Raw genomic sequence first — 23,759 nt, 5'->3', positions numbered from 1 at the left:
GTTTCCTGACGGCGGGGGCGCCGCGCTGGGAGGCGCGGCGAGGGCATAGCCTGCAGGGATGCAGGCTGGTGCCCGACCCGAAAGCCGAAAGGAATAAGCTGAGGGCACCGCGAAGTGGCGATTTTCTCTGCCGGGAGCCCGGATTGTTAAGGCGGCGGCGGCGAGCCCTCTTAACACGTTCACAAGTAACGTGATTTCAGAGTAGCAAGGCTCGTAAAGTGAACGGAATAACCACCACAGCCGTATGTTCCCCCTCACCCCAACCCTCTCCCTGAATGGAGAGGGAGTATTCTGTGCCAGGCTGTAATTTGTGGGGATCCCTCAACCCTGTGGGAGAGTGCCAGGGTGAGGGCACCAGCCCGCACGGTATTTGTTTTAGCTATTCAACGCAGGACGCTCACTAATGGCGATGCGCTGCGGCGCGATGGCTTCCGGCAGGTTCCGGGTCAGGTCGATATGCAGCAGCCCGTTGGTGAACGTCGCGCCGGACACTTCCATATGGTCCGCCAGGGTAAAGCTCAGGCTAAACGGCTGGGTGACCAGCCCCTGATGCAGCCACTTGGTGTCGGTCTCTTGTTTCTCAGGCGTTCCTTTCACCGTCAAACGCGTGCCTTCAAGCTGGATGTCCAGGTCCTCCTGGCGGAATCCGGCCAGTGCCAGCGTGATGCGGTAGTGGTTGTCGTCGCTCTTTTCGATGTTGTACGGCGGAAACGCCTGTTGCTCAGGGGTGCTTTGCAGGGCGTTAGCCAGCTTGTCAAAACCAATCCACTGACGCAGAAGTGGGGATAAATCGTAGTTACGCATAGGTGTTCTCCTTCTAAGAAGCGAGTTGGCGCAGGTTATTTTTGTGCGCGGTTGTTCCTGCAAATCCCGATGGGTTCGCATATGCTCCCGTTACGGCAAGCAATCTTGAGTAGGCCGCTCGCGCGGCCCGGAAATTAGTTGATTTCGATACGGCGCGGCTTTTTCTCTTCCGGGATCACGCGCTCCAGCTCGATAAACAGCAGGCCGTTAACCAGGTTCGCGCCTTTTACGTGAATGTTCTCAGCCAGCTGGAACTTGCGTTCAAAGTTGCGCTCGGCAATGCCCTGGTACAGGTAGGTACGCTCTTTCTGCTCGGCGGTATGGGAACCTTTCACCAGCAGCAGGTTGTCCTGCGCGGTGATTTCCAGCTCGCTTTCTGCAAAACCGGCCACGGCGATAGCGATGCGGTAGTGGTTTTCGTCAACCAGCTCAACGTTGTATGGAGGATAGCCGTTGCTCTGGCTCTGGTTATTTTCTAAATGGTTGAACAGGCGGTCAAAACCAATTGCAGAACGGTACAGCGGAGAAAGATCGAAGTTACGCATAAGTAAAAACTCCTGAAATCAGCGAGAAATTTAGCCTTCCACCATGGACAGGCTTCTGTTTCCCCCGAACGCCCATCAGGCGCGTTCGTCATCGGGTCACATCCTTAAAATGGGTCTGGTTACTGACTTTTCAAGCGTATTTTTTTGAGATTTTTTTGCACTTTGCGGGTTGTCGCATAGACTGGGACAACAGCACTAAGGGTTAAATTGCGATGGCTGCCACAGTGCGGGGTTTATGCGCTATTCATTTTGAACAGGGCTGATATAACCCTGAGTTGCAGGTCTATGCAGTGCCATTAACGATGACTGAGTGATGATGAAAAATGTTCTGATAAAGCTGACTACGTTCAGCGGGGTGGTTTTACTTTGCGGGTGTTCGAGCGTGATGTCTCACACCGGCGGTAAAGAAGGAACATATCCGGGGACGCGCGCCAGCGCGGACATGATCTCGGACGATGATACCAACTGGGGAACGAAATCTCTGGCGATTCTCGACATGCCGTTTACGGCGGTGGCCGACACGCTCCTGCTGCCGTGGGATCTGTTCCGCACGGACAGCTCCGTACGCTCGCGCGTTGAGAAAAGCGAGCAGCAAAATCTGGCAACCAACGCCGTTATCCCGCCCGCAGATATGCCCTAGTGCTGTTCGGTTTCCGTTAGCCATAGCTGGCGGAAACCGTCCGTCTCTTCCATCCAGGCAATTGACCGCCCGTCAGGGGAAAAGATCACCGCGTCCGCCGACGGCGAATGGCCGCGTTCGGGCGTTAAAAACGTCACTTCTCCGGTCCGCGCATCGCACTGCGCAATCCGGTTTTTCAGCACAAATCCCAGCGCGTTCCCCGAAGGATGCCAGCTAAACGCCGACTGAACGTCGCTGTCATTATGGGTCAACTGACGCGGCTCGCCGCCTTCCGGTGAGATCAGCCAAAGCTGCACAACGCCGTTATCATCGCGCATCAAAAAGGCGATCTGCGTGGCCTGGGGATTGCTGCGCACCCAGTGGCGCGGCGCGTTCACCAGCCCCGGATACGTCCGCTGATGGGTAAAGGTTAAGCGACGCTGGGCGATGCCCGCAGGCGGCGCGGGAAGCGTGTCGGGGGTTCCCTGCAGCGGCGCATCGCCCGCGCGCTTCCAGCCCTGCTCGTCTTTCGGAAGCGCGACGATAAACAGCTCAGGTACTTTTTCGCCCGTGACGGACAGCGTATCGCCGATAAACGCCAGCCTGTCGTTGCCCACCCAGCCCTCTTCGTAGGCGCGGTTGATCTCATCGCTGCCCGGCGCTGGCGTCGGCGTCGTGCGGCTAACCAGCACGCTCCAGAAGGCACCAGCATAGTTACGCGGATGGTTACCGCGCGGCGTGACTGGGCCAAACGGCGACGCGACGCCGACGTTGCGTAAGTCCAGCTTCGGGTCGCGCGCATGCAGCACGTGGTCGTTGTAGGTAAAGCTGACGAACTGCCCGTTCGGGCTGAAGACGTGAACGTGGCTGCCGCCGCGCAGCGCGCCCGGCGTGTAGGGTGCGGTGATATCCATCGCATCCAGGTTTTCGACCGCACCGCCGTGCGCAATCACCCCCTGACGATGGTGAAAATCATACTGCCACGCCGCGTCGGGGTGTTCCGGTCCGTGAATAAACACGTACCTGTCGTCTGTTGGATGAACGGTCACCACGCCGACGCGCGCGCCGCGTGTGGCGCGGTAAATCACCTCGACCTCGCCGGTATTCACGTTGACCCGCTCGATGGTTTCGCCGGTGAACGACGCGCCGGACGGGCGCACGTCAAACGCCAGCCACTGGCTGTCCGGCGTCCAGGCGTTGATGTTGGTGAGCTGGTGGTTGCGTGAAGCGAAGGTGATTTGTTTCATGAGGATACCCTGATGCGCGGTTATCGCATCAGGGTAAAACATCGCGGGGAATTAGCCTACTCGTTTAACATCGCCCACCAGCAGAATGTAGGAGAGCGCGCCGATCAGCGCCACGGCGGAGATGTAGACCAGCGCCGGACCGAAGCCGTAATCCTGCGCCAGGTAGCCAATCACCAGCGGCACGGTGATCCCGCCCAGGCCGCCCACGAAATTAAACACGCCGCCGGTCAGGCCAATCAGGCGCATCGGCGCAAGCGAAGAGACTAGCGACCAGGTGATGGAGGCAAAGCCGTTGCCGAAGAAGGCAATTGCCATCAGGGTCATGATCCACACCGGGTCGTTGGTGTAGTTGGCGCCCATGATGCAGGTGGAGATCAGCAGCCCGCAGATGATCGGCGTTTTGCGCGCCACGCCCAGCGAGAGCCCTTTTTTCACCAGCTTGTCCGCCAGCCAGCCGGAAAGCAGCACGCCGAAGAAGGCCGCGAGGAACGGCACGGTGGTCATAAAGCCCGCCTTCAGCGCGGTGATGCCCTTTTCCTGGGTCAGGTAGTTCGGGAACCAGGTCAGGAAGAACCACAGCGTGGAGGTGACGGCAAACTGGCCCAGGTACACGCCCACCAGCTTGCGGTGGAAGACCAGCTTCCAGTCCGCTTTGGTCAGCGGCTGACGCGCCTCTTTCTTCACCGGCGCATCGCCGTCCACCAGGCCGCCGCCGTCGCGGATGTAGTCCAGCTCGGCTTTGGTAATGCTTTTGGTCAGGCGCGGCGGCTGGTAGACCTTGAACCAGATCAGCGACCAGACGATGCCGATGCCGCCGGTCACGATAAAGACCCAGTGCCAGCTCAGCAGCTCCTGGATCCAGATCAGCAGCGGCGTCAGGAACGCGAGGCCGACGAACTGGCCGGAGGTGTAGAAGCCCACCGCAGACGCGCGCTCGTGCTCCGGGAACCAGCTCGTCACCATGCGGTTGTTGGTCGGGAACGCGGGCGCTTCGAAAATGCCGGTAATGGCGCGCAGGCCGATCAGCGACATTAATCCGGTGGCGAAGCCCTGGAACAGCGTGGCAACGGACCAGCCGAAAATGGCGATGAAATAGGTCAGGCGCGAGCCGACGCGGTCGAGGAACCAGCCGCCGGGGATCTGGCACAGCGTGTAAAGCCAGGCGAACGCCGAGAAGACGTAGCCCATTTCCGCTTTGGTGATGCCAAACTCTTCCTGAATATGGGCCGAGGCCACGGCAAGGTTGGCGCGGTCAACGTAGCAAATGACCACGGTAATAAAGATCATAATCAGCGTCACGTAGCGCCGACGCCCGGTTTTTGCAGCAGTAACGGGAATATCCATCGCAATCTGTCTCCAGATTTTGGGCATAGCGAAGCCGCTCACCATGCCCTGTAGTTTCAGAGGGTGTGTTTATTTTTTTAATTAAAATCGTAGGCGGAATGCGCTAAATAATTCGGGCTGGGGAAAGGCGGCAAGTTTTCGCATCCCCGGGAGCATACAAGAGTATGTGACCGGGGTAAGAAAACGCAGCCAACGCATCACCCGCGCGAAGTATGACGCGCATTTACCATTCGGCGACGGTGCCGTCTTCATGCCGCCACAGCGGATTACGCCAGTCTGGGGCGTTTTTGCTCAGCTCGATGACTTTGGCTTCGTCGATCTCCACGCCAAGGCCCGGCTTCGTTAACGGTTTGAAGAAACCGCCTTCCATACTGAAGTCTTCTTTGTTTTTCACGAAGTCGAGCAGCTCCGCGCCCTTGTTGTAGTGGATGCCCATGCTCTGCTCCTGGAACACCGCGTTGCGCGAGACGAAGTCCACGTGCAGGCAGGCGGCCAGCGCAATCGGCCCCAGCGGACAGTGCGGCGCCAGCGCCACGTCGTAGGCTTCCGCCATGCCGGCAATTTTGTAGCATTCGGTGATGCCGCCCGCGTGGGAGAGATCCGGCTGCAAAATCGCAATGCCGCCCGCCTCCAGCACGCGCTTGAACTCGAAGCGCGAGAACATCCGCTCGCCCGCCGCAATCGGGATGTGGGTCTGCTCGGCCAGCTTCGGATAGTATTCCGCCTGCTCCGCCAGCACCGGCTCTTCGATGAACAGCGGGCGATACGGCTCCAGCTCTTTGATCAGCACTTTCGCCATCGGCGCGCTGACGCGGCCGTGGAAGTCCAGGCCAAACTCAATCTCGTTGCCGAACGCCTCGCGGATCTGCGCCACGGTGTTCACCGCGCGGTCGACCGCACGCGAGTTGTCGATGACGCCCATCTCCTCGCAGCCGTTGAGCTTGAAGGTATCGAAGCCGATGCTGCGCAGCTGCGTAATCCCATCGATCACTTCCGCAGGGCGGTCGCCGCCGACCCAGCTGTAGGCTTTAATTTTGTCGCGTACCAGGCCGCCCATCAGCTGCCAGACAGGCGCATTCAGCACTTTACCCTTGATGTCCCACAGCGCCTGGTCGATGCCCGCAATCGCGCTCATCAGGATCGGGCCGCCGCGGTAAAAGCCCGCGCGGTACATCACCTGCCACAGGTCGTTAATGCGCGCGGGGTCCTGACCAATCAGGTATTCGCCCAGCTCGTGGACCGCCGCCTCGACGGTGCGCGCGCGGCCTTCAATCACCGGCTCGCCCCAGCCAACCACGCCTTCGTCGGTTTCGATTTTCAGGAACATCCAGCGCGGGGGTAAACGGTACGTGGTGAGTTTGGTTATTTTCATTTCACTGCCTCTCGATACGCTTTCACAAATGCTGCCGCCTGCTGCGCGGTGCGCTCAACGGACTGCCCGGCGCGATAGAGATCGCTGCCCAGCCCCGCGCCCACGCAGCCTGCCTTCATCCACTGAGCCAGGTTTTCCGGCGTCACGCCGCCCACGGCAAATACCGGCACGCTGGCGGGCAGTACCGCCTTCAGCGCTTTGATGTAGTCCGGGCCAAAGGCCGACGACGGGAAAATTTTGAGCGACTGCGCGCCCGCATCGAGGGCGGTAAACGCTTCCGTGGCCGTGGCGCATCCGGGGCAGACGGTCATGCCGTAGCCCACCGCGCGGCGGATCACCTCGGGGTTTATGTTAGGCGTCACAATGAGTCGGCAGCCCATTTTTGCAAGTACATCCACCTGCTCAGGCTGTAAGACGGTTCCTGCGCCAATCAGCGCTTTATCACCATACGCATCCACCACCGCCGGAATGCTTTTTTCCCATTCTGGGGAGTTAAGCGGGATTTCCACCGCGTCGAACCCGGCGTCAATCACCGCGCCAACGTGCGCCAGCGCCTCGTCGGGGGTGATGCCGCGCAGAATCGCGATAAGGGGAAGGTTAGTTTGCCACTGCATGAGCGATGCTCCTTATTCCTGCCTGAAATGCCGCGTCGCCGGATACCGTTGAAACCTCACGCCCGGCGGCGCGAAACGCCTGCTCGTAGCGCGTCGCCAGCGATGACCCCGCCACAATGGTTACGGCCTGCTCGCGCGCGGCGAAATCGCGCATGCTGGCGACCTCTGCGCCAATCAGCAGGCCGGAGAGAAACTCGCTGACCTCCTCGCGCGGGAGATTTCCCAGCACGTGCGAGGCGCGAACTTCAAAAAGCGTTGGCAGAACGTCAGGCGAGGCAAGGCCGCGCGCCAGCCCGGCGGAGAACGCCGGGGCAGAAACGGCCTGCTCCGGCAAACCGGCACCCACCAGCGAATGATTGAGCAGCAGATGGTGCAGTTCGCCGGTCATCACGGTGCGAAAATCGTGGATTTGCTGCGCATCGGCCTGCACCCATTTGCAGTGGGTGCCGGGCATGACGTAGACGGAAGAAGGAGAAAGCGCGCGCGCGCCGAGCAGCTGGGTCTCTTCGCCGCGCATCACGTTGTGGTTGTCGTCGCGTGAGACGGACAATCCTGGAACGATCCAGATATTGTCGCCAACGGACGTTAACCGTTCGCCAATGGCAGAGAAATGGGCAGGAACGGACAGATAGGGCGCGACCTTCCAGCCGACGTTGCTGCCCACCATTCCCGCCATGACCACCGGCGTGGCGCCGTCGCGCCAGTTTTGTGTGACTTCCGCTAACACCGCCGCGGGGGATTTACCGTTCAGGCGCGTGACGCCTGCTTCTGATTGCCTGCTCTCCAGGCACTGCTCGCCCTGGTACAGCCAGGCGCGCAGGTTGGTCGATCCCCAGTCAATTGCGATGTAGCGTGATGTCATGTGATTTCCTTCAGCCTTCGTGTCGAGCTGGCGATCATCGTGAGCGCCGCCTGCTCTGCCGCATCGCCGTCCTGATGCCGTATCGCATCGAACAGCGCTTTATGTTCCTGGAGCGTTTTCGGCATGTTGGCCTCGTCGCCCATCCAGGTACGTTCAAAAACCGCCCGCTGTAGCGAGCTGATCGCCACGCTAAGCTGCTGTAAAACCGGGTTATGCACCGACTGGAGCACCGCCTCGTGATAGCGAATATCCGCTTCGTTAAAGGCGTCCCGGTTCTGGTTATTGGCGATCATGTCGTTTAAAGCCGACTCAATCTGCGCCAGATCGCCGGAGGTTGCCCGCTCGGCGGCCCAGCGCGCTATCGCCGGTTCGACCAGGTTTCGCACTTCGCTCATCGCCCCGATGAGCCGCGGGTCATAGTCGTTTTCCAGCACCCACTGAAGCACGTCGGTGTCGAGGTAGTTCCACTGGTTTCGCGGAGCGACAAACGCGCCGCGATAGCGTTTCATTTCAATCAGCCGCTTCGCCATCAGCGAGCGAAACACTTCCCGGATGATGTTGCGCGAGGTTTCAAACTCCTCACACAGTTCGGCCTCTGCGGGCAGCGGCGAACCGGGAACGTACTTGCCGCTGATAATTTGCTTACCCAGCGTGATGACGATGCGATCGGTTTTGTTGAGAGTCATGGAGAGTCCTTGTGCTCTATAGGTCCATGGCTACTTTACCGCGACCGCTGAATTTCGCCTCACTTTTGCAGTACAAACGTGAGACTGTTCGTTAATGCCTTGGGCCTAATGTAGTACAATCATTAAATGTTGTACTACAATACAGATCACAAAAAGAACAATTCGATATATTCTGGGCATAAAAAAGCCCCGATGAATCACCGAGGCTGATGCTTAGGAGAACCACTTACCGCAGGACAAATTTCTCGATCGCGTAGGCAACGCCGTCTTCCAGGTTGGATTTGGTGACGAAATTGGCGACTTCCTTCACGGACGGAATGGCGTTATCCATCGCCACGCCCAGACCCGCGTATTCGATCATCGCGATGTCGTTCTCCTGATCGCCCAGCGTCATGATCTCTTCTGGCTTGATGCCCAGCGCGTCGGCCAGGGATTTCACGCCCGTGCCTTTATTCACGCGCTTATCGAGGATTTCGAGGAAATACGGCGCGCTTTTCAGCACGGTGTACTTCTCTTTAACCTCAGCCGGAATGCGCGCGATGGCTTTGTCGAGGATTTCAGGCTCGTCGATCATCATTACTTTGAGGAACTGGGTGGCAGGGTCCATTTTTTCAGGCTCGCAGAACACCAGCGGGATGGTCGCAACGTAGGATTCATGCACCGTGTAGTAGCTGATGTCGCGGTTAGCGGTATAAAGCGTGTTGCGGTCGAGCGCGTGGAAGTGAGAGCCCACTTCGCGGGACAGTGTTTCCAGATACAGGTAATCATCATAGCTCAGCGCGGTTTGCGCCACCGTGCTGCCATCCGCCGCTTTCTGCACCAGCGCGCCGTTGTAGGTGATGCAGTAATCACCCGGCTGGTTCATGTGCAGCTCTTTCAGGTAGCTGTGCACGCCCGCATACGGACGCCCCGTGGTCAGCACCACGTTCACGCCTTTCTCGCGCGCGGCAGCGATAGCATTTTTAACGGCGGGAGAGATAGTGTGGTCCGGCAGCAGCAGCGTGCCGTCCATATCGATTGCAATGAGTTTGATGGCCATGAGATCCCCAGATTAAATGAGTCTGGACTCATGCTAACGCGATTCGGCTCAAAAAACACGGTAAGAAAGGGGGATTGGATTTGAGGAGAGGATTCCTCTTTTGCGAAGGTTTTTTCCCCGAGAGGAAGAAAAGACGGCACCGGGCAGTCCCCTCTCCCCAATGGGGAGAGGGTTAGGGTGAGGGGATATTACTTAGATATCGATATTCGCCGCTTTCAGGGCGTTTTCTTCGATAAAGGCGCGACGTGGCTCAACCGCGTCACCCATCAGGGTGGTGAACAGCTGGTCCGCGGCAATCGCGTCCTTCACGGTCACGCGCAGCATGCGGCGGCTTTCCGGATCCATGGTGGTTTCCCAGAGCTGTTCCGGGTTCATTTCGCCCAGACCTTTATAGCGCTGGATAGCCAGACCGCGACGAGACTCTTTCACCAGCCACTCCAGCGCCTGCTCGAAGCTGGCTACCGGCTGGCGGCGCTCGCCGCGTTCGATGAAGGCATCGTCTTCGATCAGGCCGCGCAGCTTCTCGCCGAGCGTGCAGATACGGCGATATTCCGGCCCGGTCACAAACTCGTGCTCGAGCGGATAATCGGTATCAACGCCGTGGGTACGCACGCGAATAATCGGCTCAAACTGCCCTTCTGCGTTCTGCTGAACGTCGCACTTCCACATGCTGCCGTGCTGCTCTTTCTCGTTCAGCTCGGTCACCAGGGCGTTCACCCAACGGGTAACGGTCTGCTCGCTGCTCAGATCGGCCTCGGTCAGGGTTGGCTGATACACCAGCTCCTTCAGCAGCGTCTTCGGATAGCGACGCTCCATGCGCGTAATCATTTTCTGCGCGGCGTTGAATTCTGACACCAGACGTTCCAGCGGCTCGCCGGCCAGCGCAGGCGCGTGGGAGTTGGCGTGCAGGGTTGCACCGTCGAGCGCGATCGCGATTTGGTACTGATCCATCGCTTCGTCGTCTTTGATGTACTGTTCCTGCTTGCCTTTCTTCACTTTGTACAGCGGCGGCTGCGCGATGTAGACGTGGCCACGCTCAACGATTTCCGGCATCTGACGGTAGAAGAAGGTCAACAGCAGCGTACGGATGTGCGAGCCGTCGACGTCCGCATCGGTCATGATGATGATGCTGTGATAGCGCAGCTTGTCCGGGTTGTACTCGTCACGGCCAATGCCGCAGCCCAGCGCGGTGATCAGCGTCGCCACTTCCTGAGAAGAGAGCATCTTGTCGAAGCGCGCTTTCTCAACGTTGAGGATTTTACCCTTCAGCGGCAGGATCGCCTGGTTCTTACGGTTACGGCCCTGCTTCGCAGAACCGCCCGCGGAGTCCCCTTCCACGAGGTACAGTTCGGACAGCGCCGGGTCGCGTTCCTGGCAGTCAGCCAGCTTGCCCGGCAGGCCGGCTAAGTCCAGCGCACCTTTACGACGGGTCATTTCACGCGCTTTACGCGCCGCTTCACGGGCGCGCGCCGCGTCGATAATTTTGCCCACGACGATTTTCGCGTCGGACGGGTTTTCCAGCAGGTATTCGCTCAGCAGCTCGTTCATCTGCTGTTCAACCGCCGATTTCACCTCGGAGGAGACCAGCTTGTCTTTGGTCTGTGAGGAGAACTTCGGATCCGGCACCTTCACGGAGACAACGGCGATCAGGCCTTCACGGGCATCGTCACCGGTGGCGCTGACCTTCGCTTTTTTGCTGTAGCCTTCTTTGTCCATGTAGGCGTTCAGGGTACGGGTCATCGCCGCGCGGAAGCCCGCCAGGTGCGTACCGCCGTCGCGCTGTGGAATGTTGTTGGTGAAGCAGTAGATGTTTTCCTGGAAACCGTCGTTCCACTGCAGCGCCACTTCTACGCCGATGCCGTCTTTTTCGGTGGAGAAGTAGAAGATATTCGGGTGAATTGGCGTTTTGTTCTTGTTCAGATACTCAACGAACGCCTTGATGCCGCCTTCGTAATGGAAGTGGTCTTCTTTGCCGTCGCGCTTGTCTTTCAGGCGAATAGAGACGCCGGAGTTCAGGAACGACAGTTCGCGCAGGCGCTTCGCCAGGATGTCGTATTCGAATTCAGTGACGTTGGTGAAGGTTTCCAGGCTCGGCCAGAAGCGCACCAGGGTACCGGTTTTGTCGGTGTCACCGGTGACGGCCAGCGGGGCCTGCGGCACGCCGTGGGTATACAGCTGGCGGTGAATTTTACCTTCGCGCTGGATAACCAGCTCCAGCTTCTGCGACAGGGCGTTTACAACGGAAACGCCAACGCCGTGCAGACCACCGGACACTTTATAGGAGTTATCGTCGAACTTACCGCCCGCGTGCAGCACGGTCATGATAACTTCCGCCGCGGATACGCCCTCTTCCGGGTGAATACCGGTTGGGATGCCGCGACCATCATCGGTGACGGAGACGGAGTTGTCCGCATGGATCGTGACCACGATGTCTTTACAGTGACCCGCGAGCGCTTCGTCGATAGCGTTATCCACAACCTCGAATACCATGTGGTGCAGACCGGTGCCGTCATCCGTGTCGCCGATATACATACCCGGGCGCTTACGCACCGCATCCAGCCCTTTCAGGACTTTGATACTGGAGGAGTCATAAGAATTCGACATCAACGTTTCTCGCTCATTTAAACTTGGGTTAATCCGTTATTTTACCCTTTTCCACGGTAAACATCTTCGAATTTTCGTCCGACATGTCTATAACGTGTTCAGCGCTAATGGCGCTGACGAAAACCTGCGACTGCGTGGCTTTTAAGCGGCTGGCAAGCAGCCCGCGCCGCGCGTCGTCGAGTTCCGAGGCAAAATCATCTATCAGATACAGGCAGCGCCGCCCGCTCTCGCGGGTGAGGAACTCCCCCTGCGCCAGGCGCAGCGCGCACATCAGGAGCTTAAGCTGCCCGCGCGACAAGGTATCTTCAACCGGTGCGCCGTCTGCACGAATGCGAAAATCCGCTTTGTGCGGACCGTGCGCGGTGTAGGTCAGCATGCGATCGCGCTCGAAGCTTCTTTCCAGCACGTCGGCATAGTCCGTCTCTTTCTCCCAGCCGCGCTGGAAGGAAAAGGTCAGGGAAAACTCCGGTAAAAACTGTTTGCAGGTATCGGCCATGTCTTCGGCGATGCCTGCGCTGTATTCGGCACGCCAGCGGCTGATTTGTTCCGCCAGGGGGATCAGTTCCTTGTCCCACGGACGCAGCTGGGCGTAGCGTGTGACCTGGCGCAGCGCGGCGTTGCGCTGCTTAAGCAGGCGCTTCAGGTTGCTCCAGGCGTTAAAGAACCCGGCTTCATTATGGAAGCATCCCCAGTCGAGGAACGCTCTTCTGTATTTGGGGCCGCCGTTGAGTAAAGTAAACCCCTCGGGCGTGATCAGCTGCATCGGCATCAGCAGCGCCAGCTCGGCCACCTTATGGCCGTCGGTGCCGTCAATGCGCACTTTGCTGTCGCCCTGCTTGTCTTTGGTCAGGCCGATGGCGGTTTCGCGCTCTTCGCCCTGCAGGCGTCCGTGAAGCACAAAGGATTCCTGCTCGTGGCGAATGACGCGACCAATCTGCAGGCTGCGAAACGCCCGGCCGTGGCCAAGCGTGTAGATGGCTTCCAGCACGCTGGTTTTGCCGCTGCCGTTCGCGCCAACCAGGAAGTTAAAGCCGGGGGATAGTGCAAGATCCGCGCTTTCGATATTGCGAAAGTCGCGGATCCACAGGCGGGTGAGCGACATTACAGTCTCATTGGCATGACAACATAAGCCGCGCTTTGGCTGGCCGCATCTTCAATCTGTACGCTCGAAACGGAGTCTGTCAGCAGGATGCGCACGTTCTCGCACTTCAGCGCGTTCAGCACGTCCAGCACGTAGCTGACGTTAAAGCCGATTTCCATTTCGGCCCCGGCGTAGGTGACGTCCAGAATCTCTTCTGCCTCTTCCTGCTCCGGGTTATTGGCGGTGATTTTGATCTGGTTTTCATGCACAAACAGGCGCACGCCGCGGAATTTCTCATTGGAGAGGATTGCCGCGCGGGCAAAGGCCTGCTTAAGCGTATCGCAGCTGGCTTCCAGATGTTTATCCGGGTTCTTCGGCAATACGCGGCGATAATCCGGGAAACGGCCGTCAACCAGCTTCGAGGTGAAGACAAAATCACCCACGTGGGCACGAATGTTGTTGCTGCCGATCTGCACGCGCAGCGGGGTATCCCCGCCGTCGAGCATGCGCATCAGCTCAATCACGCCTTTACGCGGCACGATCACCGAATGGTTTGGCAACGAGTCGCCAATCGGCATGGAACAGACCGCCAGGCGGTGGCCGTCGGTCGCCACGGTACGCAGCTCTTCACCTTCGGTTTCAAACAGCATGCCGTTTAAGTAGTAACGAACGTCCTGATGCGCCATGGAGAACTGCGTGGCTTCGATCAGACGCTTCATCGTCGCCTGCGGCAGGGTAAATTCAACTTCGCTCTGCCAGTCGTCCAGGTTCGGGAAGTCGGCGGCAGGCAGCGTGGAGAGCGAGAAACGGCTGCGGCCAGAGCGCACCAGCATGCGGTCGCCCTCGAGCTGCACGGCAATTTCTGCGCCTTCCGGCAGTCCGCGGCAGATATCAAAGAATTTACGTGCCGGAACGGTGGTCGCGCCCGCGTCATGCGGCTGAGACAGCGTAACGCGCGCGATCATTTCCATTTCCAGGTCTGTGCCGGTCAGCGACAGCGTGCCGTCCGCGACCTGAAGCAGCAGGTTTCCAAGAATAGGCAACGTTGGGCGGCCACCTAATGGGCCACTTACCTGCTGCAGCGGTTTTAATAAATGTTCACGTTCAACAGTAAATTTCATAGCGTCACGATGATAGAGTTCTGATTAAATTGGAAAAATCTTCTTTTATGTCGTGGCTTTCTTCGCGTAACTGCTCAATCTTACGGCACGCGTGCAGCACGGTCGTATGGTCACGGCCACCAAACGCATCGCCGATTTCCGGCAGGCTGTGGTTGGTTAACTCCTTTGCCAACGCCATTGCCATCTGACGCGGACGCGCCACGGAGCGGGAACGGCGTTTAGACAGTAAATCGGCCACTTTGATTTTGTAGTACTCGGCCACCGTCTTCTGAATATTGTCGATGGTGACCAGTTTTTCCTGCAATGCCAACAAATCACGCAGGGCTTCACGCACAAAATCGATGGTGATCGCACGGCCGGTAAAGTTGGCATTGGCAATGACGCGGTTCAGCGCCCCTTCCAGCTCACGAACGTTGGAACGCAGACGCTTGGCGATAAAGAACGCCACTTCACCCGGCAGGCGAATGTCGTTTTCATCGGCTTTCTTCATCAGGATCGCCACGCGGGTTTCCAGCTCCGGCGGCTCGATCGCCACGGTCAGACCCCAGCCGAAGCGGGATTTCAGACGATCTTCAACGCCGTTGATCTCTTTTGGATAACGATCCGAGGTCAAAATGATCTGCTGATTACCTTCCAGCAGGGCATTGAAGGTGTGGAAAAACTCTTCCTGGGATCGTTCTTTATTGGCGAAGAACTGGATGTCATCGATCAGCAGCGCGTCAACGGAGCGGTAGTAGCGTTTAAACTCTTCGATCGCATTGTTTTGCAGGGCTTTTACCATGTCCTGAACGAAGCGCTCGGAGTGCATATACACCACTTTTGCATTGGGCTTGCGCGCCATAATGCCGTTACCCACCGCGTGAAGAAGGTGCGTTTTACCCAGGCCCGTGCCGCCATAAAGGAACAGCGGGTTGTAGGCGCCACCGGGGTTATCAGCAACCTGGCGAGCCGCCGCGCGCGCCAGCTGGTTCGACTTACCTTCAACGAAGTTATCAAACGTGTGTTTAACGTTAACGTTAGAGCGATAGGTAGGTTCTGCCGGAGCGGGAACGTTGTCCCAGCCCTGGCGAGCAGGCGCAACGCGAGGTGCCGGAGCGGGCGCAGCCTGCGCGGGTGCGGCCACGTTAACGGTTTCACGAACGGTTTGCGTGACCGGCTTTGTGCCCACTTCAAAACGCAGCTGTGGCGCGTCTGAGCCGCAGAAATCGTTCAGCAGCCCATTGATATTATTAAGGTACTTGTCCCTTACCCAATCGAGCACAAAACGGTTTGGCGCATACAAAGCCAGCGTGTTATCGCTCAGCTCCGCCTGCAAGGGGCGGATCCACATACTGAATTCTGTGGCTGGTAACTCATCCTGCAATCGGGCAAGACACTGCTGCCAAAGCGAAAGTGACACGGCGGACTCCACTCGAACAATAAAAGAAAACTATTGAATATTCATGATTGTTGACGCACATCGACAAGACCCTGTGCAAAGGGGGACGTGCGAATTGCTATCTGCAATTTTATCCAGACCAGGATCCGTGGATCCCGATCGGGACCGCGGATCATAGCCTAAACTGAGCCAGAGATCTTCTGTTTCTCACAGATTCTTCCCGATTTATCCACAGGAAGATCCGGAACCGGGTAAGTGTAATCGATCCAGGCGCGCGTGCCCCACGATTTAGCCCGCATATTGGAAAAATTAATGAGTACAGACAAATTTTTGCTTAAATGATCTAACGAAGATCCGGCACGATCCTTGCGCTTTGTCGGTGAGCCCGTATAATCCTCGACCCGGCGCGTGATGCTCATCTTCCTGCGTCGTCCGTTGCTCATTTTCCACGCGAAAACGTGCGGAAATACGCGGGAAATAAGGAAAGAGAATTGACTCCGGAGTGTACAATTATTACAATCCGGCCTCTTTAATCACCCACGCTGAGGCGTTAGTCGTTCGAAACTCGTTCGGGTATACGCAAAAGTCAGTGAATTTATTCAAGTTTAGGTAGAAATCGCCATGAAACGCACTTTTCAACCGTCTGTACTGAAGCGCAACCGTTCTCACGGCTTCCGTGCTCGTATGGCTACTAAAAATGGTCGTCAGGTTCTGGCACGTCGTCGTGCTAAAGGCCGCGCTCGTCTGACCGTTTCCAAGTAATAAAGCTAACCCCTGAGTGGTTAAGCTAGCATTTCCCAGGGAGTTACGTTTGTTAACTCCCACTCATTTCACTTTCGTCTTCCAGCAGCCACAACGGGCTGGCACGCCGCAAATCACCATCCTCGGCCGCCAAAATTCGCTGGGGCATCCCCGCATCGGTCTCACTGTCGCCAAGAAAAACGTTAAGCGTGCGCACGAACGCAATCGGATTAAACGTCTGACGCGTGAAAGCTTCCGTTTACGTCAACACGAACTGCCTTCAATGGATTTCGTGGTGGTGGCTAAAAAGGGGGTTGCCGACCTCGATAACCGTGCTCTCTCGGAAGCGTTGGAAAAATTATGGCGCCGCCACTGTCGCCTGGCTCACGGGTCCTGATAGCCCTTATAAGGGTCTATCAACGCCTGATTAGTCCGCTACTCGGGCCGCACTGCCGTTTCACACCAACATGCTCAAGCTACGGAATTGAGGCATTGCGCAGGTTTGGAGTGATAAAAGGCAGTTGGTTGACGGTGAAACGCGTATTAAAATGCCACCCTTTACACCCCGGTGGAGACGACCCCGTCCCCCCAGGACCATTTGATACCAGAGAACACTAACGATGGATTCGCAACGCAATCTTCTTATCATCGCTTTGTTGTTCGTGTCTTTCATGATCTGGCAGGCTTGGGAGCAGGATAAAAATCCTCAACCTCAGCAGCAGACCACGCAGACCACGACCACCGCAGCGGGTAGCGCCGCCGACCAGGGCGTACCGGCCAGTGGCCAGGGGAAACAGATTACGGTTAAGACCGATGTGCTTGAGCTGACTATCAACACCCGTGGTGGTGATATTGAGCAGGCGCTGCTGTTGACCTACCCGAAAGAGCTGAAGTCTACCGAACCGTTCCAGTTACTGGAAACCACACCTGAGTTTATCTATCAGGCGCAGAGCGGCCTGACCGGTCGTGATGGCCCAGATAACCCGGCTAACGGTGCGCGTCCACTGTATAACGTCGAGAAAGATACGTTTGTCCTGGCTGATGGCCAGAACGAAATCGCTATCCCGATGACCTACACCGATGCCGCAGGCAACACCTTCATCAAAACCTTCACCCTGAAACGCGGTGAGTATGCGGTGAACGTGGGCTACAACGTGAAGAACAGCAGCGAGAAGCCGCTGGAGCTGTCTACCTTCGGCCAGCTGAAGCAGTCCATCAACCTGCCGTCTCACCGTGACACCGGAAGCAGCAACTTTGCGCTGCATACCTTCCGTGGCGCGGCGTACTCCACGCCTGACGCGAAGTATGAGAAATACAAATTCGACACCATCGCCGATAACGAGAACCTGAACGTTAGCGCGAAAGGCGGCTGGGTAGCGATGCTGCAGCAGTATTTCGCCACCGCATGGGTTCCGAATAACGACGGTACAAATAACTTCTACACCGCGAATCTCGGTAACGGTATTGCAGCCATCGGCTACAAATCTCAGCCGGTTCTGGTTCAGCCTGGTCAAGCCGGTACGCTGGCAAGCACCCTGTGGGTTGGCCCGGAAATCCAGGATAAAATGGCTGCGGTAGCGCCGCACCTGGATCTGACCGTCGATTACGGCTGGTTGTGGTTCATCTCTCAGCCGCTGTTTAAGCTGCTGAAGTTCATCCACAGCTTCCTGGGTAACTGGGGCTTCTCCATCATCGTTATCACCTTCATCGTTCGTGGCATCATGTACCCGCTGACTAAAGCGCAGTACACCTCCATGGCGAAGATGCGCATGCTGCAGCCGAAGATTGCGGCGATGCGTGAGCGTCTGGGCGATGACAAACAGCGTCAGAGCCAGGAAATGATGGCCCTGTATAAAGCAGAGAAAGTGAACCCGCTGGGTGGCTGCTTCCCGCTGCTGATTCAGATGCCAATCTTCCTTGCGCTGTACTACATGCTGATGGGCTCCGTTGAGCTGCGCCATGCGCCGTTCGCGCTGTGGATCCATGACCTGTCCGCACAGGACCCGTACTACATCCTGCCGATCCTGATGGGCGTGACGATGTTCTTCATCCAGAAGATGTCGCCGACCACCGTGACCGACCCGATGCAGCAGAAGATCATGACCTTTATGCCGGTCATCTTCACCGTGTTCTTCCTGTGGTTCCCGTCAGGTCTGGTGCTGTACTATATCGTCAGCAACCTGGTGACCATCATCCAGCAGCAGCTGATTTACCGTGGTCTTGAAAAACGTGGCCTGCATAGCCGCGAAAAGAAAAAGTCCTGATACTCTTCATTCTTCAAGCCGCAGGCGCGTTGGCTGCGTTTGATTGCCCCAGTCACTTACTTCAGTAAGCTCCTGGGGCGCACAAACTTGCCGCCTTCCTGCAACTTGAATTATTTCGAGTATTCACGGTAGAGTTATGCCAGAGAAGGCGGTCATTAGACCGCCTTTTTCACATTTACAAAGAGACCAACCATGAGCCATAACGACACTATCGTCGCCCAGGCAACCCCACCGGGACGCGGTGGTGTAGGCATTCTGCGCATCTCCGGCCTGAAGGCGCGCGAGGTGGCCGAAGCGGTGCTGGGTAAACTGCCAAAGCCGCGCTACGCGGATTATCTGCCGTTTAAAGACAGCGACGGCACGCCGCTGGATCAGGGCATTGCGCTGTGGTTCCCCGGCCCGAACTCCTTTACCGGTGAAGACGTGCTGGAGCTGCAGGGTCACGGCGGCCCGGTGATCCTCGACCTGCTGTTAAAACGCATTCTGACGCTGCCGGGCCTGCGCATTGCGAAGCCGGGCGAGTTCTCCGAGCGCGCCTTCCTGAACGACAAGCTCGACCTGGCGCAGGCCGAGGCGATTGCTGACCTGATCGACGCCAGCTCCGAGCAGGCGGCCCGCTCCGCGCTGAACTCGCTGCAGGGGGCATTCTCCGCGCGCGTGAACCATCTTGTGGAAGCGCTGACTCATCTGCGTATCTACGTTGAAGCGGCTATCGATTTCCCGGACGAAGAGATCGACTTCCTCTCCGACGGCAAAATTGAAGCCCAGCTTAATAGTGTGATGGCCGATCTCGACGCCGTGCGCGCCGAAGCGCGCCAGGGCAGCCTGCTGCGCGAAGGGATGAAGGTGGTGATAGCCGGGCGCCCTAACGCCGGGAAATCGAGCCTGCTCAATGCCCTTGCGGGCCGTGAGGCGGCGATCGTTACCGATATCGCCGGCACCACGCGCGACGTGCTGCGCGAGCACATTCACATCGACGGCATGCCGCTGCACATCATCGATACGGCAGGGCTGCGCGATGCCAGCGACGAAGTTGAGCGCATCGGTATCGAACGCGCCTGGCAGGAGATCGAGCAGGCCGACCGCGTGCTGTTTATGGTGGACGGCACCACGACCGACGCCGTTGACCCGGCGGAGATCTGGCCGGACTTTATCGCCCGTCTCCCAGCCAAGTTGCCAATCACCGTGGTGCGCAACAAGGCGGACGTCACTGGCGAAACGCTTGGCATCAGCGATGTAAATGGTCACTCACTGATTCGCCTGTCGGCGCGTACCGGCGAAGGCGTGGACGATCTGCGCAACCACCTCAAGCAGAGCATGGGCTTTGACACCAGCATGGAAGGCGGCTTCCTGGCGCGCCGCCGCCACCTGCAGGCGCTGGAAGAGGCGGCAAATCATCTCGTTCAGGGTAAAGCACAGCTGATCGGCGCGTGGGCGGGCGAGCTACTGGCGGAAGAACTGCGGCTGGCGCAGCAGAACCTGAGTGAGATCACCGGCGAATTTACGTCAGACGATCTGCTGGGACGGATTTTCTCGAGCTTCTGCATCGGCAAATAATTACAGCTGATTGAGGGTGATTTCCTCCCAGGAAATCACCATTGTCCAAATGGCAACTCGCCTAATCCCCTTTCTCCCCCTATTCTGCATGCCTGCATCTATGGGGGGTTTATGGCTCGTTTTCTGTTGTGTAGTTTTGCGCTGGTTCTGCTTTATCCGTCGGGGATCGATATGTATCTCGTGGGTTTACCGCACATTGCCCAGGATCTCGGGGCCAGCGAGGCGCAGCTGCACATCGCGTTTTCGGCCTACCTCGCGGGGATGGCGTCGTCGATGGTCTTTGCCGGGAAAATCGCGGATAAGGCCGGGCGTCAGCCCGTCGCGATAACGGGCGCGGTGATTTTTGCCCTCGCCTCGGTGCTGTGCTCGCTGGCGCACGGCAGCACTTCGTTTCTTGCGGGTCGTTTTATCCAGGGCATCGGCGCCGGTGGCTGCTATGTGGTGGCGTTTGCCATTTTGCGCGACACCCTGAGCGCCCAGCGCCGCGCGAAGGTGCTCTCCATGCTGAACGGCATTACCTGCATCATCCCGGTGCTGGCCCCGGTTGTGGGGTATCTGATTATGCTCAAATTCCCGTGGCAGAGCCTGTTCTGGACGATGGCGGCCATGGGCGCGCTGGTTTTCATTCTGTCGATCGCGGTATTGAAGGAGACCCATCCCGGCGCGCAAAGCGCGGGGCATACGGCCTCAATACATCCTGCCGAAAAGCTCCTTAACCGATTTTTCCTGAGCCGCCTGGCGGTCACCACCCTGAGCGTGGCGGTGATCCTGACCTATGTAAACGTTTCCCCTGTGTTACTGATGGAAACCATGGGCTTCGATCGCGGGGAATATTCGACGGTGATGGCGTTAACCGCGATGGTCAGTATGGCCGTCTCTTTCTCCACGCCGTTTGCGCTAAACGTTTTCCGTCAGCGCACGCTGATGCTGACCTCGCAGGTTCTGTTCCTCGCGGCGGGCGTGATTCTGGCAACCGCCAGCTCGCACGCGGTGATGCTGGTGGGCATTACGCTTATTTGCGCCGGGTTCTCCGTCGGGTTTGGCGTGGCGATGAGCCAGGCGCTCGGTCCGTTCTCGCTGCGCGCGGGTGTGGCCAGCTCGGTGCTGGGCATCGCGCAGGTCTGCGGGTCGTCGCTGTGGATATGGCTGGCAGCGGTTATCGGCCTTAACGCGCTGAATATGCTGATCGGGATTCTGATTGGCTGTAGCATGCTCTGCATTCTCTTACTCATGGTCATCCAGCCCGCAGCGCATTATGAAGAAGCCCATCAGCAGCCTCGATCTTAACCTGTTACTGTGCCTGCAGCTTTTGCTGCAGGAGCGCAGCGTCACCAAAGCCGCAAAGCGGATGAACGTGACGCCGTCCGCGGTCAGCAAATCGCTGGCGAAGCTGCGCGACTGGTTCGAAGACCCGCTGTTTGTCAAAACGCCGCTGGGGCTGCTGCCGACGCCCCTGACGGTCAGCCTGGAGCAGGATTTGGCCGACTGGATGCAGATAGGCAATCAGATCCTCGATAAATTTCACCATGACTCCCCGGGCAATCTGAAGTTCGAGCTGGCGGCGGAAACCCCGCTGATGCTGATCCGCCTTAACGCGCTGCTGGAACAGGTGAACCAGCGTTACCCGCAGGCGACGGTGAAGATGCGCCACTGGGATTACGACTCGCTGGACGCCATCACGCGCGGGGAGGTGGACCTCGGCTTTACCGGACGGGAAACGCACCCGCGCTCGCGCGAGCTGCTCAAGCTGATGCCGTGGTTCATCGACTACGAAATTCTGTTCAGCGACCGGCCGTGCGTTTACCTGCGCGAGGATCACCCGGCGCTTCAGGAAGAGTGGAACCTGGAGACGTTCCTGCGCTACCCGCACATCAGCATTTTCTGGGAGCGTAGCGACACCTGGGCGCTGGATGAGGTGTTAAGAGAAATGGGCCGCGAGCGTAACATCGCCATGAGCCTGCCGGGCTTCGAGCAGTCGATGTTCATGGCGGCTCAGCCCGGCCATCATTATATTGCCACGGCGCCGCACTACTGCCATCACTACAATCAGCTCCACCAGCGCAAGCTGGTCACCCTGCCCATTCCCATTGATGAAGCGCAGGCAGAAAAGCTGACCGTTCCCTTCACGCTTATCTGGCATAAGCGAAACAGCCATAACCCAAAAATACTCTGGCTACGAGAGACCATTAAGGCGCTTTACGGCACGCCGCTGCGCTAGCGATCCAATTTTTGCCTAAGAAAATGTAAAGTTCAGCTTTCAGGCTTTTTTTACTCTCATTACTGATTAAAACTGAAGCTGAGTTAAGCGATAATAATGTAACCGTTTACCCATCGGGACCATTATCAAGGAGCGAAAAATGGCTACGCATTTTGCACGAGGTACGCTGAAAGAAGGACAGCTCGTATCGCCCAGAATTTCTTCCGCCTGTCACGCTGAAGCGCGGAATCTGCCAGAACATCGCAGGACGCGGTTTTTAGCCTCCCGATCGCTTCTCGCCGAGCTGATGTTTATGCTCTACGGCACCCGCGAACTGCCGGATATGATTACGCAACCTGAAGGCCGCCCGGTCTTTGCCAACCCGGAACTTCCTCGATTTTCAATCGCCTACGCGGGCAATATTATCGGCATTGCGCTGACCACCGAAGGTGACTGTGGTCTGGATCTGGAACTGCAGCGCGCCACCCGCGGCTTCCACGTCCTTAACCCGCACGAGGATTACCCGCTTTCCAGCAACGAAAAGCTGTGGATACGCAATCAAAACGATCCCATTGAGGCCAAGGCTCAGCTGATCACGCTGCGCCAGAGCATCCGTAAGCTCTGCGGCTGCGCATCAGACGACGCCAGCCTGCTGCAGCTTCTCCCCGGCTCGGGGCGGCTGCGCGCGACAAAAGCGGCGCGTGTAGAGGCGCTTTGCGACGCCGAGGACGTGCTGATCTGGTCGATTGCCGTCACGCCCGCCATTGAGCGTCTGAAAATCTGGGAGTTTGACAGCACCCGCGGTTGGCGTAGTCTTCCGGAGGTGCCCGAGCGCGCCAACGAGCCCGCCGCACGCCTGATGCGGCTGACCAGTTTACCAGCAGAAAAAGCATATACCCTTAGCTGATCCATTCCGGGTCATCATGATGAAACAGGAGTAATCATGTCTGATACGTTGAAAGTTGTTACGTTACTGGGGAGCCTGCGCAAAGGTTCATTCAATGGAATGGTGGCTCGCACGCTGCCGCAGCTGGCACCCGCAGGAATGGAGATTACCGCCCTGCCTTCTATTGGCGAGATCCCGCTCTATGATGCCGACGTGCAGCAGGAAGAAGGCTTCCCGCAGAGCGTGGAAGCGATTGCAGAACAGATCCGCCAGGCGGACGGCGTGGTCATTGTGACCCCGGAATATAACTACTCGGTGCCGGGCGGCCTGAAAAACGCCATTGACTGGTTATCCCGCTTACCGGAACAGCCTTTATCCGGCAAGCCGGTGCTGATCCAGACCAGCTCGATGGGCGCCATCGGCGGCGCGCGCTGCCAGTATCACCTGCGTCAGATCCTGGTGTTCCTGGATGCGATGGTCATGAACAAGCCGGAATTTATGGGCGGCGTGATTCAGAACAAGGTCGACCCGCAGACGGGTGAAGTGGTGGATCAGAGCACGCGCGACCACCTGAGCGGACAGCTGACGGCGTTTGGGGAGTATATTAAGCGGGTGAAAGCTTAAGATCATTGCGGCCTGATGCCCTCACCCTGGCCCTCTCCCACGGGGCTGAGGGTTCCCCAGTAATTTTTTGCTCTTAAAGCAATGAAAAAATTACAGGATAATAAAAGACTTACAGCGGTCCCCTGGTCCGGCTGAAAATCGCTGAGGCGTTGACCGTAGGCCGGGGCGAGGCGC

The 23,759-nt window shown here is 57.9% G+C and carries 23 protein-coding genes and 1 other annotated feature; of the genes, 10 read left to right on the top strand and 13 right to left on the bottom strand.

The window, feature by feature from the left end; all coding sequences use genetic code 11:
- Positions 1 to 375 precede the first annotated feature (375 nt).
- A complete protein-coding gene (gene ibpB, locus AB8804_RS22465) occupies positions 376 to 804 on the bottom strand; it encodes a small heat shock chaperone IbpB (RefSeq protein ID WP_371190143.1) in 429 nt (142 codons plus the stop codon).
- Positions 805 to 938: 134 nt separating this feature from the next.
- Positions 939 to 1,349 carry a small heat shock chaperone IbpA gene (gene ibpA / locus AB8804_RS22460; protein ID WP_112012366.1) on the bottom strand — a complete coding sequence of 137 codons (411 nt, stop codon included), beginning with the start codon at positions 1,347 to 1,349 and terminating at the stop codon, positions 939 to 941.
- Positions 1,343 to 1,415, bottom strand: a sequence feature (ROSE (Repression Of Heat Shock gene Expression) occurs in the 5'-region of heat shock genes and acts as an RNA thermometer to modulate expression.). It overlaps the preceding gene by 7 nt.
- Before the next feature lie 247 nt (positions 1,416 to 1,662).
- Here ibpA and AB8804_RS22455 point away from each other — a divergent pair.
- Positions 1,663 to 1,989, top strand: coding sequence for a YceK/YidQ family lipoprotein (locus AB8804_RS22455; RefSeq protein WP_371190142.1), 327 nt, complete (start codon positions 1,663 to 1,665; stop codon positions 1,987 to 1,989).
- Here the strand turns inward: AB8804_RS22455 and AB8804_RS22450 are convergent.
- The 11 genes from AB8804_RS22450 to dnaA all read right to left on the bottom strand — a co-directional run bounded on the left by AB8804_RS22450 (position 1,986) and on the right by dnaA (position 15,337).
- Complete coding sequence (locus AB8804_RS22450) at positions 1,986 to 3,215, bottom strand: DUF3748 domain-containing protein (RefSeq protein ID WP_371190141.1); 1,230 nt, start codon at positions 3,213 to 3,215, stop codon at positions 1,986 to 1,988. The two genes, AB8804_RS22455 and AB8804_RS22450, sit on opposite strands and share 4 nt — an antisense overlap.
- Positions 3,216 to 3,266: 51 nt before the next feature.
- Positions 3,267 to 4,604, bottom strand: coding sequence for an MFS transporter (locus AB8804_RS22445; protein ID WP_371190140.1), 1,338 nt, complete (start codon positions 4,602 to 4,604; stop codon positions 3,267 to 3,269).
- A 178-nt stretch (positions 4,605 to 4,782) separates the two neighbouring features.
- Entirely contained in the window at positions 4,783 to 5,931 is a 1,149-nt protein-coding gene (gene dgoD, locus AB8804_RS22440; RefSeq protein ID WP_371190139.1) for a galactonate dehydratase, read from the bottom strand.
- Entirely contained in the window at positions 5,928 to 6,545 is a 618-nt protein-coding gene (locus AB8804_RS22435; protein ID WP_371190138.1) for a 2-dehydro-3-deoxy-6-phosphogalactonate aldolase, read from the bottom strand. The genes dgoD and AB8804_RS22435 overlap by 4 nt, the downstream gene beginning before the upstream one ends.
- Positions 6,529 to 7,407 carry a 2-dehydro-3-deoxygalactonokinase gene (locus AB8804_RS22430; RefSeq protein ID WP_371190137.1) on the bottom strand — a complete coding sequence of 293 codons (879 nt, stop codon included), beginning with the start codon at positions 7,405 to 7,407 and terminating at the stop codon, positions 6,529 to 6,531. Before AB8804_RS22430 ends, AB8804_RS22435 begins: the two co-directional genes overlap by 17 nt.
- Complete coding sequence (gene dgoR / locus AB8804_RS22425; RefSeq protein WP_371190135.1) at positions 7,404 to 8,093, bottom strand: D-galactonate utilization transcriptional regulator DgoR; 690 nt, start codon at positions 8,091 to 8,093, stop codon at positions 7,404 to 7,406. Before dgoR ends, AB8804_RS22430 begins: the two co-directional genes overlap by 4 nt.
- A 226-nt stretch (positions 8,094 to 8,319) precedes the next feature.
- Positions 8,320 to 9,132 (bottom strand): sugar-phosphatase, encoded by an 813-nt coding sequence (gene yidA / locus AB8804_RS22420; protein WP_371190134.1) that lies wholly within the window; start codon positions 9,130 to 9,132, stop codon positions 8,320 to 8,322.
- 192 nt (positions 9,133 to 9,324) lie between these two features.
- Positions 9,325 to 11,736 carry a DNA topoisomerase (ATP-hydrolyzing) subunit B gene (gyrB, locus tag AB8804_RS22415; RefSeq protein ID WP_371190133.1) on the bottom strand — a complete coding sequence of 804 codons (2,412 nt, stop codon included), beginning with the start codon at positions 11,734 to 11,736 and terminating at the stop codon, positions 9,325 to 9,327.
- 28 nt (positions 11,737 to 11,764) lie between these two features.
- Complete coding sequence (gene recF, locus AB8804_RS22410) at positions 11,765 to 12,838, bottom strand: DNA replication/repair protein RecF (protein ID WP_371190132.1); 1,074 nt, start codon at positions 12,836 to 12,838, stop codon at positions 11,765 to 11,767.
- Positions 12,838 to 13,938, bottom strand: coding sequence for a DNA polymerase III subunit beta (gene dnaN / locus AB8804_RS22405; protein WP_371190131.1), 1,101 nt, complete (start codon positions 13,936 to 13,938; stop codon positions 12,838 to 12,840). Before dnaN ends, recF begins: the two co-directional genes overlap by 1 nt.
- A 4-nt stretch (positions 13,939 to 13,942) precedes the next feature.
- Complete coding sequence (dnaA, locus tag AB8804_RS22400; RefSeq protein ID WP_010426558.1) at positions 13,943 to 15,337, bottom strand: chromosomal replication initiator protein DnaA; 1,395 nt, start codon at positions 15,335 to 15,337, stop codon at positions 13,943 to 13,945.
- Positions 15,338 to 15,937: 600 nt separating this feature from the next.
- On the opposite strand from dnaA, the gene rpmH reads away from it, so the two are divergent.
- The 9 genes from rpmH to AB8804_RS22355 all read left to right on the top strand — a co-directional run bounded on the left by rpmH (position 15,938) and on the right by AB8804_RS22355 (position 23,585).
- Entirely contained in the window at positions 15,938 to 16,078 is a 141-nt protein-coding gene (gene rpmH, locus AB8804_RS22395) for a 50S ribosomal protein L34 (protein WP_000831330.1), read from the top strand.
- A 16-nt stretch (positions 16,079 to 16,094) separates the two neighbouring features.
- A complete protein-coding gene (gene rnpA, locus AB8804_RS22390) occupies positions 16,095 to 16,454 on the top strand; it encodes a ribonuclease P protein component (protein ID WP_014072458.1) in 360 nt (119 codons plus the stop codon).
- Positions 16,418 to 16,675 carry a membrane protein insertion efficiency factor YidD gene (yidD, locus tag AB8804_RS22385; protein WP_001307474.1) on the top strand — a complete coding sequence of 86 codons (258 nt, stop codon included), beginning with the start codon at positions 16,418 to 16,420 and terminating at the stop codon, positions 16,673 to 16,675. The genes rnpA and yidD overlap by 37 nt, the downstream gene beginning before the upstream one ends.
- Before the next feature lie 2 nt (positions 16,676 to 16,677).
- Positions 16,678 to 18,321: a membrane protein insertase YidC gene (gene yidC / locus AB8804_RS22380; RefSeq protein ID WP_371190130.1), complete on the top strand. Its 1,644-nt coding sequence runs from the start codon at positions 16,678 to 16,680 to the stop codon at positions 18,319 to 18,321.
- A gap of 192 nt (positions 18,322 to 18,513) precedes the next feature.
- Positions 18,514 to 19,878 carry a tRNA uridine-5-carboxymethylaminomethyl(34) synthesis GTPase MnmE gene (gene mnmE, locus AB8804_RS22375; protein WP_112012375.1) on the top strand — a complete coding sequence of 455 codons (1,365 nt, stop codon included), beginning with the start codon at positions 18,514 to 18,516 and terminating at the stop codon, positions 19,876 to 19,878.
- A gap of 111 nt (positions 19,879 to 19,989) precedes the next feature.
- On the top strand, positions 19,990 to 21,165 hold the full coding sequence (locus tag AB8804_RS22370) for an MFS transporter (protein ID WP_371190128.1): 1,176 nt from the start codon (positions 19,990 to 19,992) through the stop codon (positions 21,163 to 21,165).
- A complete protein-coding gene (gene yidZ / locus AB8804_RS22365) occupies positions 21,134 to 22,096 on the top strand; it encodes an HTH-type transcriptional regulator YidZ (RefSeq protein WP_371190127.1) in 963 nt (320 codons plus the stop codon). Before AB8804_RS22370 ends, yidZ begins: the two co-directional genes overlap by 32 nt.
- Positions 22,097 to 22,235: 139 nt before the next feature.
- A complete protein-coding gene (locus AB8804_RS22360; protein WP_371190126.1) occupies positions 22,236 to 22,982 on the top strand; it encodes a 4'-phosphopantetheinyl transferase superfamily protein in 747 nt (248 codons plus the stop codon).
- A 36-nt stretch (positions 22,983 to 23,018) separates the two neighbouring features.
- Positions 23,019 to 23,585 carry an NADPH-dependent FMN reductase gene (locus AB8804_RS22355; protein ID WP_371190124.1) on the top strand — a complete coding sequence of 189 codons (567 nt, stop codon included), beginning with the start codon at positions 23,019 to 23,021 and terminating at the stop codon, positions 23,583 to 23,585.
- Positions 23,586 to 23,759 lie beyond the last annotated feature (174 nt).

Source organism: Enterobacter sp. KBR-315C3_2022 (assembly GCF_041399425.1).
Classification (GTDB): Bacteria; Pseudomonadota; Gammaproteobacteria; order Enterobacterales; family Enterobacteriaceae; genus Enterobacter.
This window is presented reverse-complemented; position numbering and strand designations above follow the sequence as displayed.

Coding starts and splice junctions, on each gene's coding strand:
- ibpB (WP_371190143.1), bottom strand. CDS start 804: ATGCGTAACTACGATTTATCCCCACTTCTGCGTCAGTGGATTGGTTTT.
- ibpA (WP_112012366.1), bottom strand. CDS start 1,349: ATGCGTAACTTCGATCTTTCTCCGCTGTACCGTTCTGCAATTGGTTTT.
- AB8804_RS22455 (WP_371190142.1), top strand. CDS start 1,663: ATGATGAAAAATGTTCTGATAAAGCTGACTACGTTCAGCGGGGTGGTT.
- AB8804_RS22450 (WP_371190141.1), bottom strand. CDS start 3,215: ATGAAACAAATCACCTTCGCTTCACGCAACCACCAGCTCACCAACATC.
- AB8804_RS22445 (WP_371190140.1), bottom strand. CDS start 4,604: ATGGTGAGCGGCTTCGCTATGCCCAAAATCTGGAGACAGATTGCGATG.
- dgoD (WP_371190139.1), bottom strand. CDS start 5,931: ATGAAAATAACCAAACTCACCACGTACCGTTTACCCCCGCGCTGGATG.
- AB8804_RS22435 (WP_371190138.1), bottom strand. CDS start 6,545: ATGCAGTGGCAAACTAACCTTCCCCTTATCGCGATTCTGCGCGGCATC.
- AB8804_RS22430 (WP_371190137.1), bottom strand. CDS start 7,407: ATGACATCACGCTACATCGCAATTGACTGGGGATCGACCAACCTGCGC.
- dgoR (WP_371190135.1), bottom strand. CDS start 8,093: ATGACTCTCAACAAAACCGATCGCATCGTCATCACGCTGGGTAAGCAA.
- yidA (WP_371190134.1), bottom strand. CDS start 9,132: ATGGCCATCAAACTCATTGCAATCGATATGGACGGCACGCTGCTGCTG.
- gyrB (WP_371190133.1), bottom strand. CDS start 11,736: ATGTCGAATTCTTATGACTCCTCCAGTATCAAAGTCCTGAAAGGGCTG.
- recF (WP_371190132.1), bottom strand. CDS start 12,838: ATGTCGCTCACCCGCCTGTGGATCCGCGACTTTCGCAATATCGAAAGC.
- dnaN (WP_371190131.1), bottom strand. CDS start 13,938: ATGAAATTTACTGTTGAACGTGAACATTTATTAAAACCGCTGCAGCAG.
- rpmH (WP_000831330.1), top strand. CDS start 15,938: ATGAAACGCACTTTTCAACCGTCTGTACTGAAGCGCAACCGTTCTCAC.
- yidD (WP_001307474.1), top strand. CDS start 16,418: ATGGCGCCGCCACTGTCGCCTGGCTCACGGGTCCTGATAGCCCTTATA.
- yidC (WP_371190130.1), top strand. CDS start 16,678: ATGGATTCGCAACGCAATCTTCTTATCATCGCTTTGTTGTTCGTGTCT.
- mnmE (WP_112012375.1), top strand. CDS start 18,514: ATGAGCCATAACGACACTATCGTCGCCCAGGCAACCCCACCGGGACGC.
- AB8804_RS22370 (WP_371190128.1), top strand. CDS start 19,990: ATGGCTCGTTTTCTGTTGTGTAGTTTTGCGCTGGTTCTGCTTTATCCG.
- yidZ (WP_371190127.1), top strand. CDS start 21,134: ATGAAGAAGCCCATCAGCAGCCTCGATCTTAACCTGTTACTGTGCCTG.
- AB8804_RS22360 (WP_371190126.1), top strand. CDS start 22,236: ATGGCTACGCATTTTGCACGAGGTACGCTGAAAGAAGGACAGCTCGTA.
- AB8804_RS22355 (WP_371190124.1), top strand. CDS start 23,019: ATGTCTGATACGTTGAAAGTTGTTACGTTACTGGGGAGCCTGCGCAAA.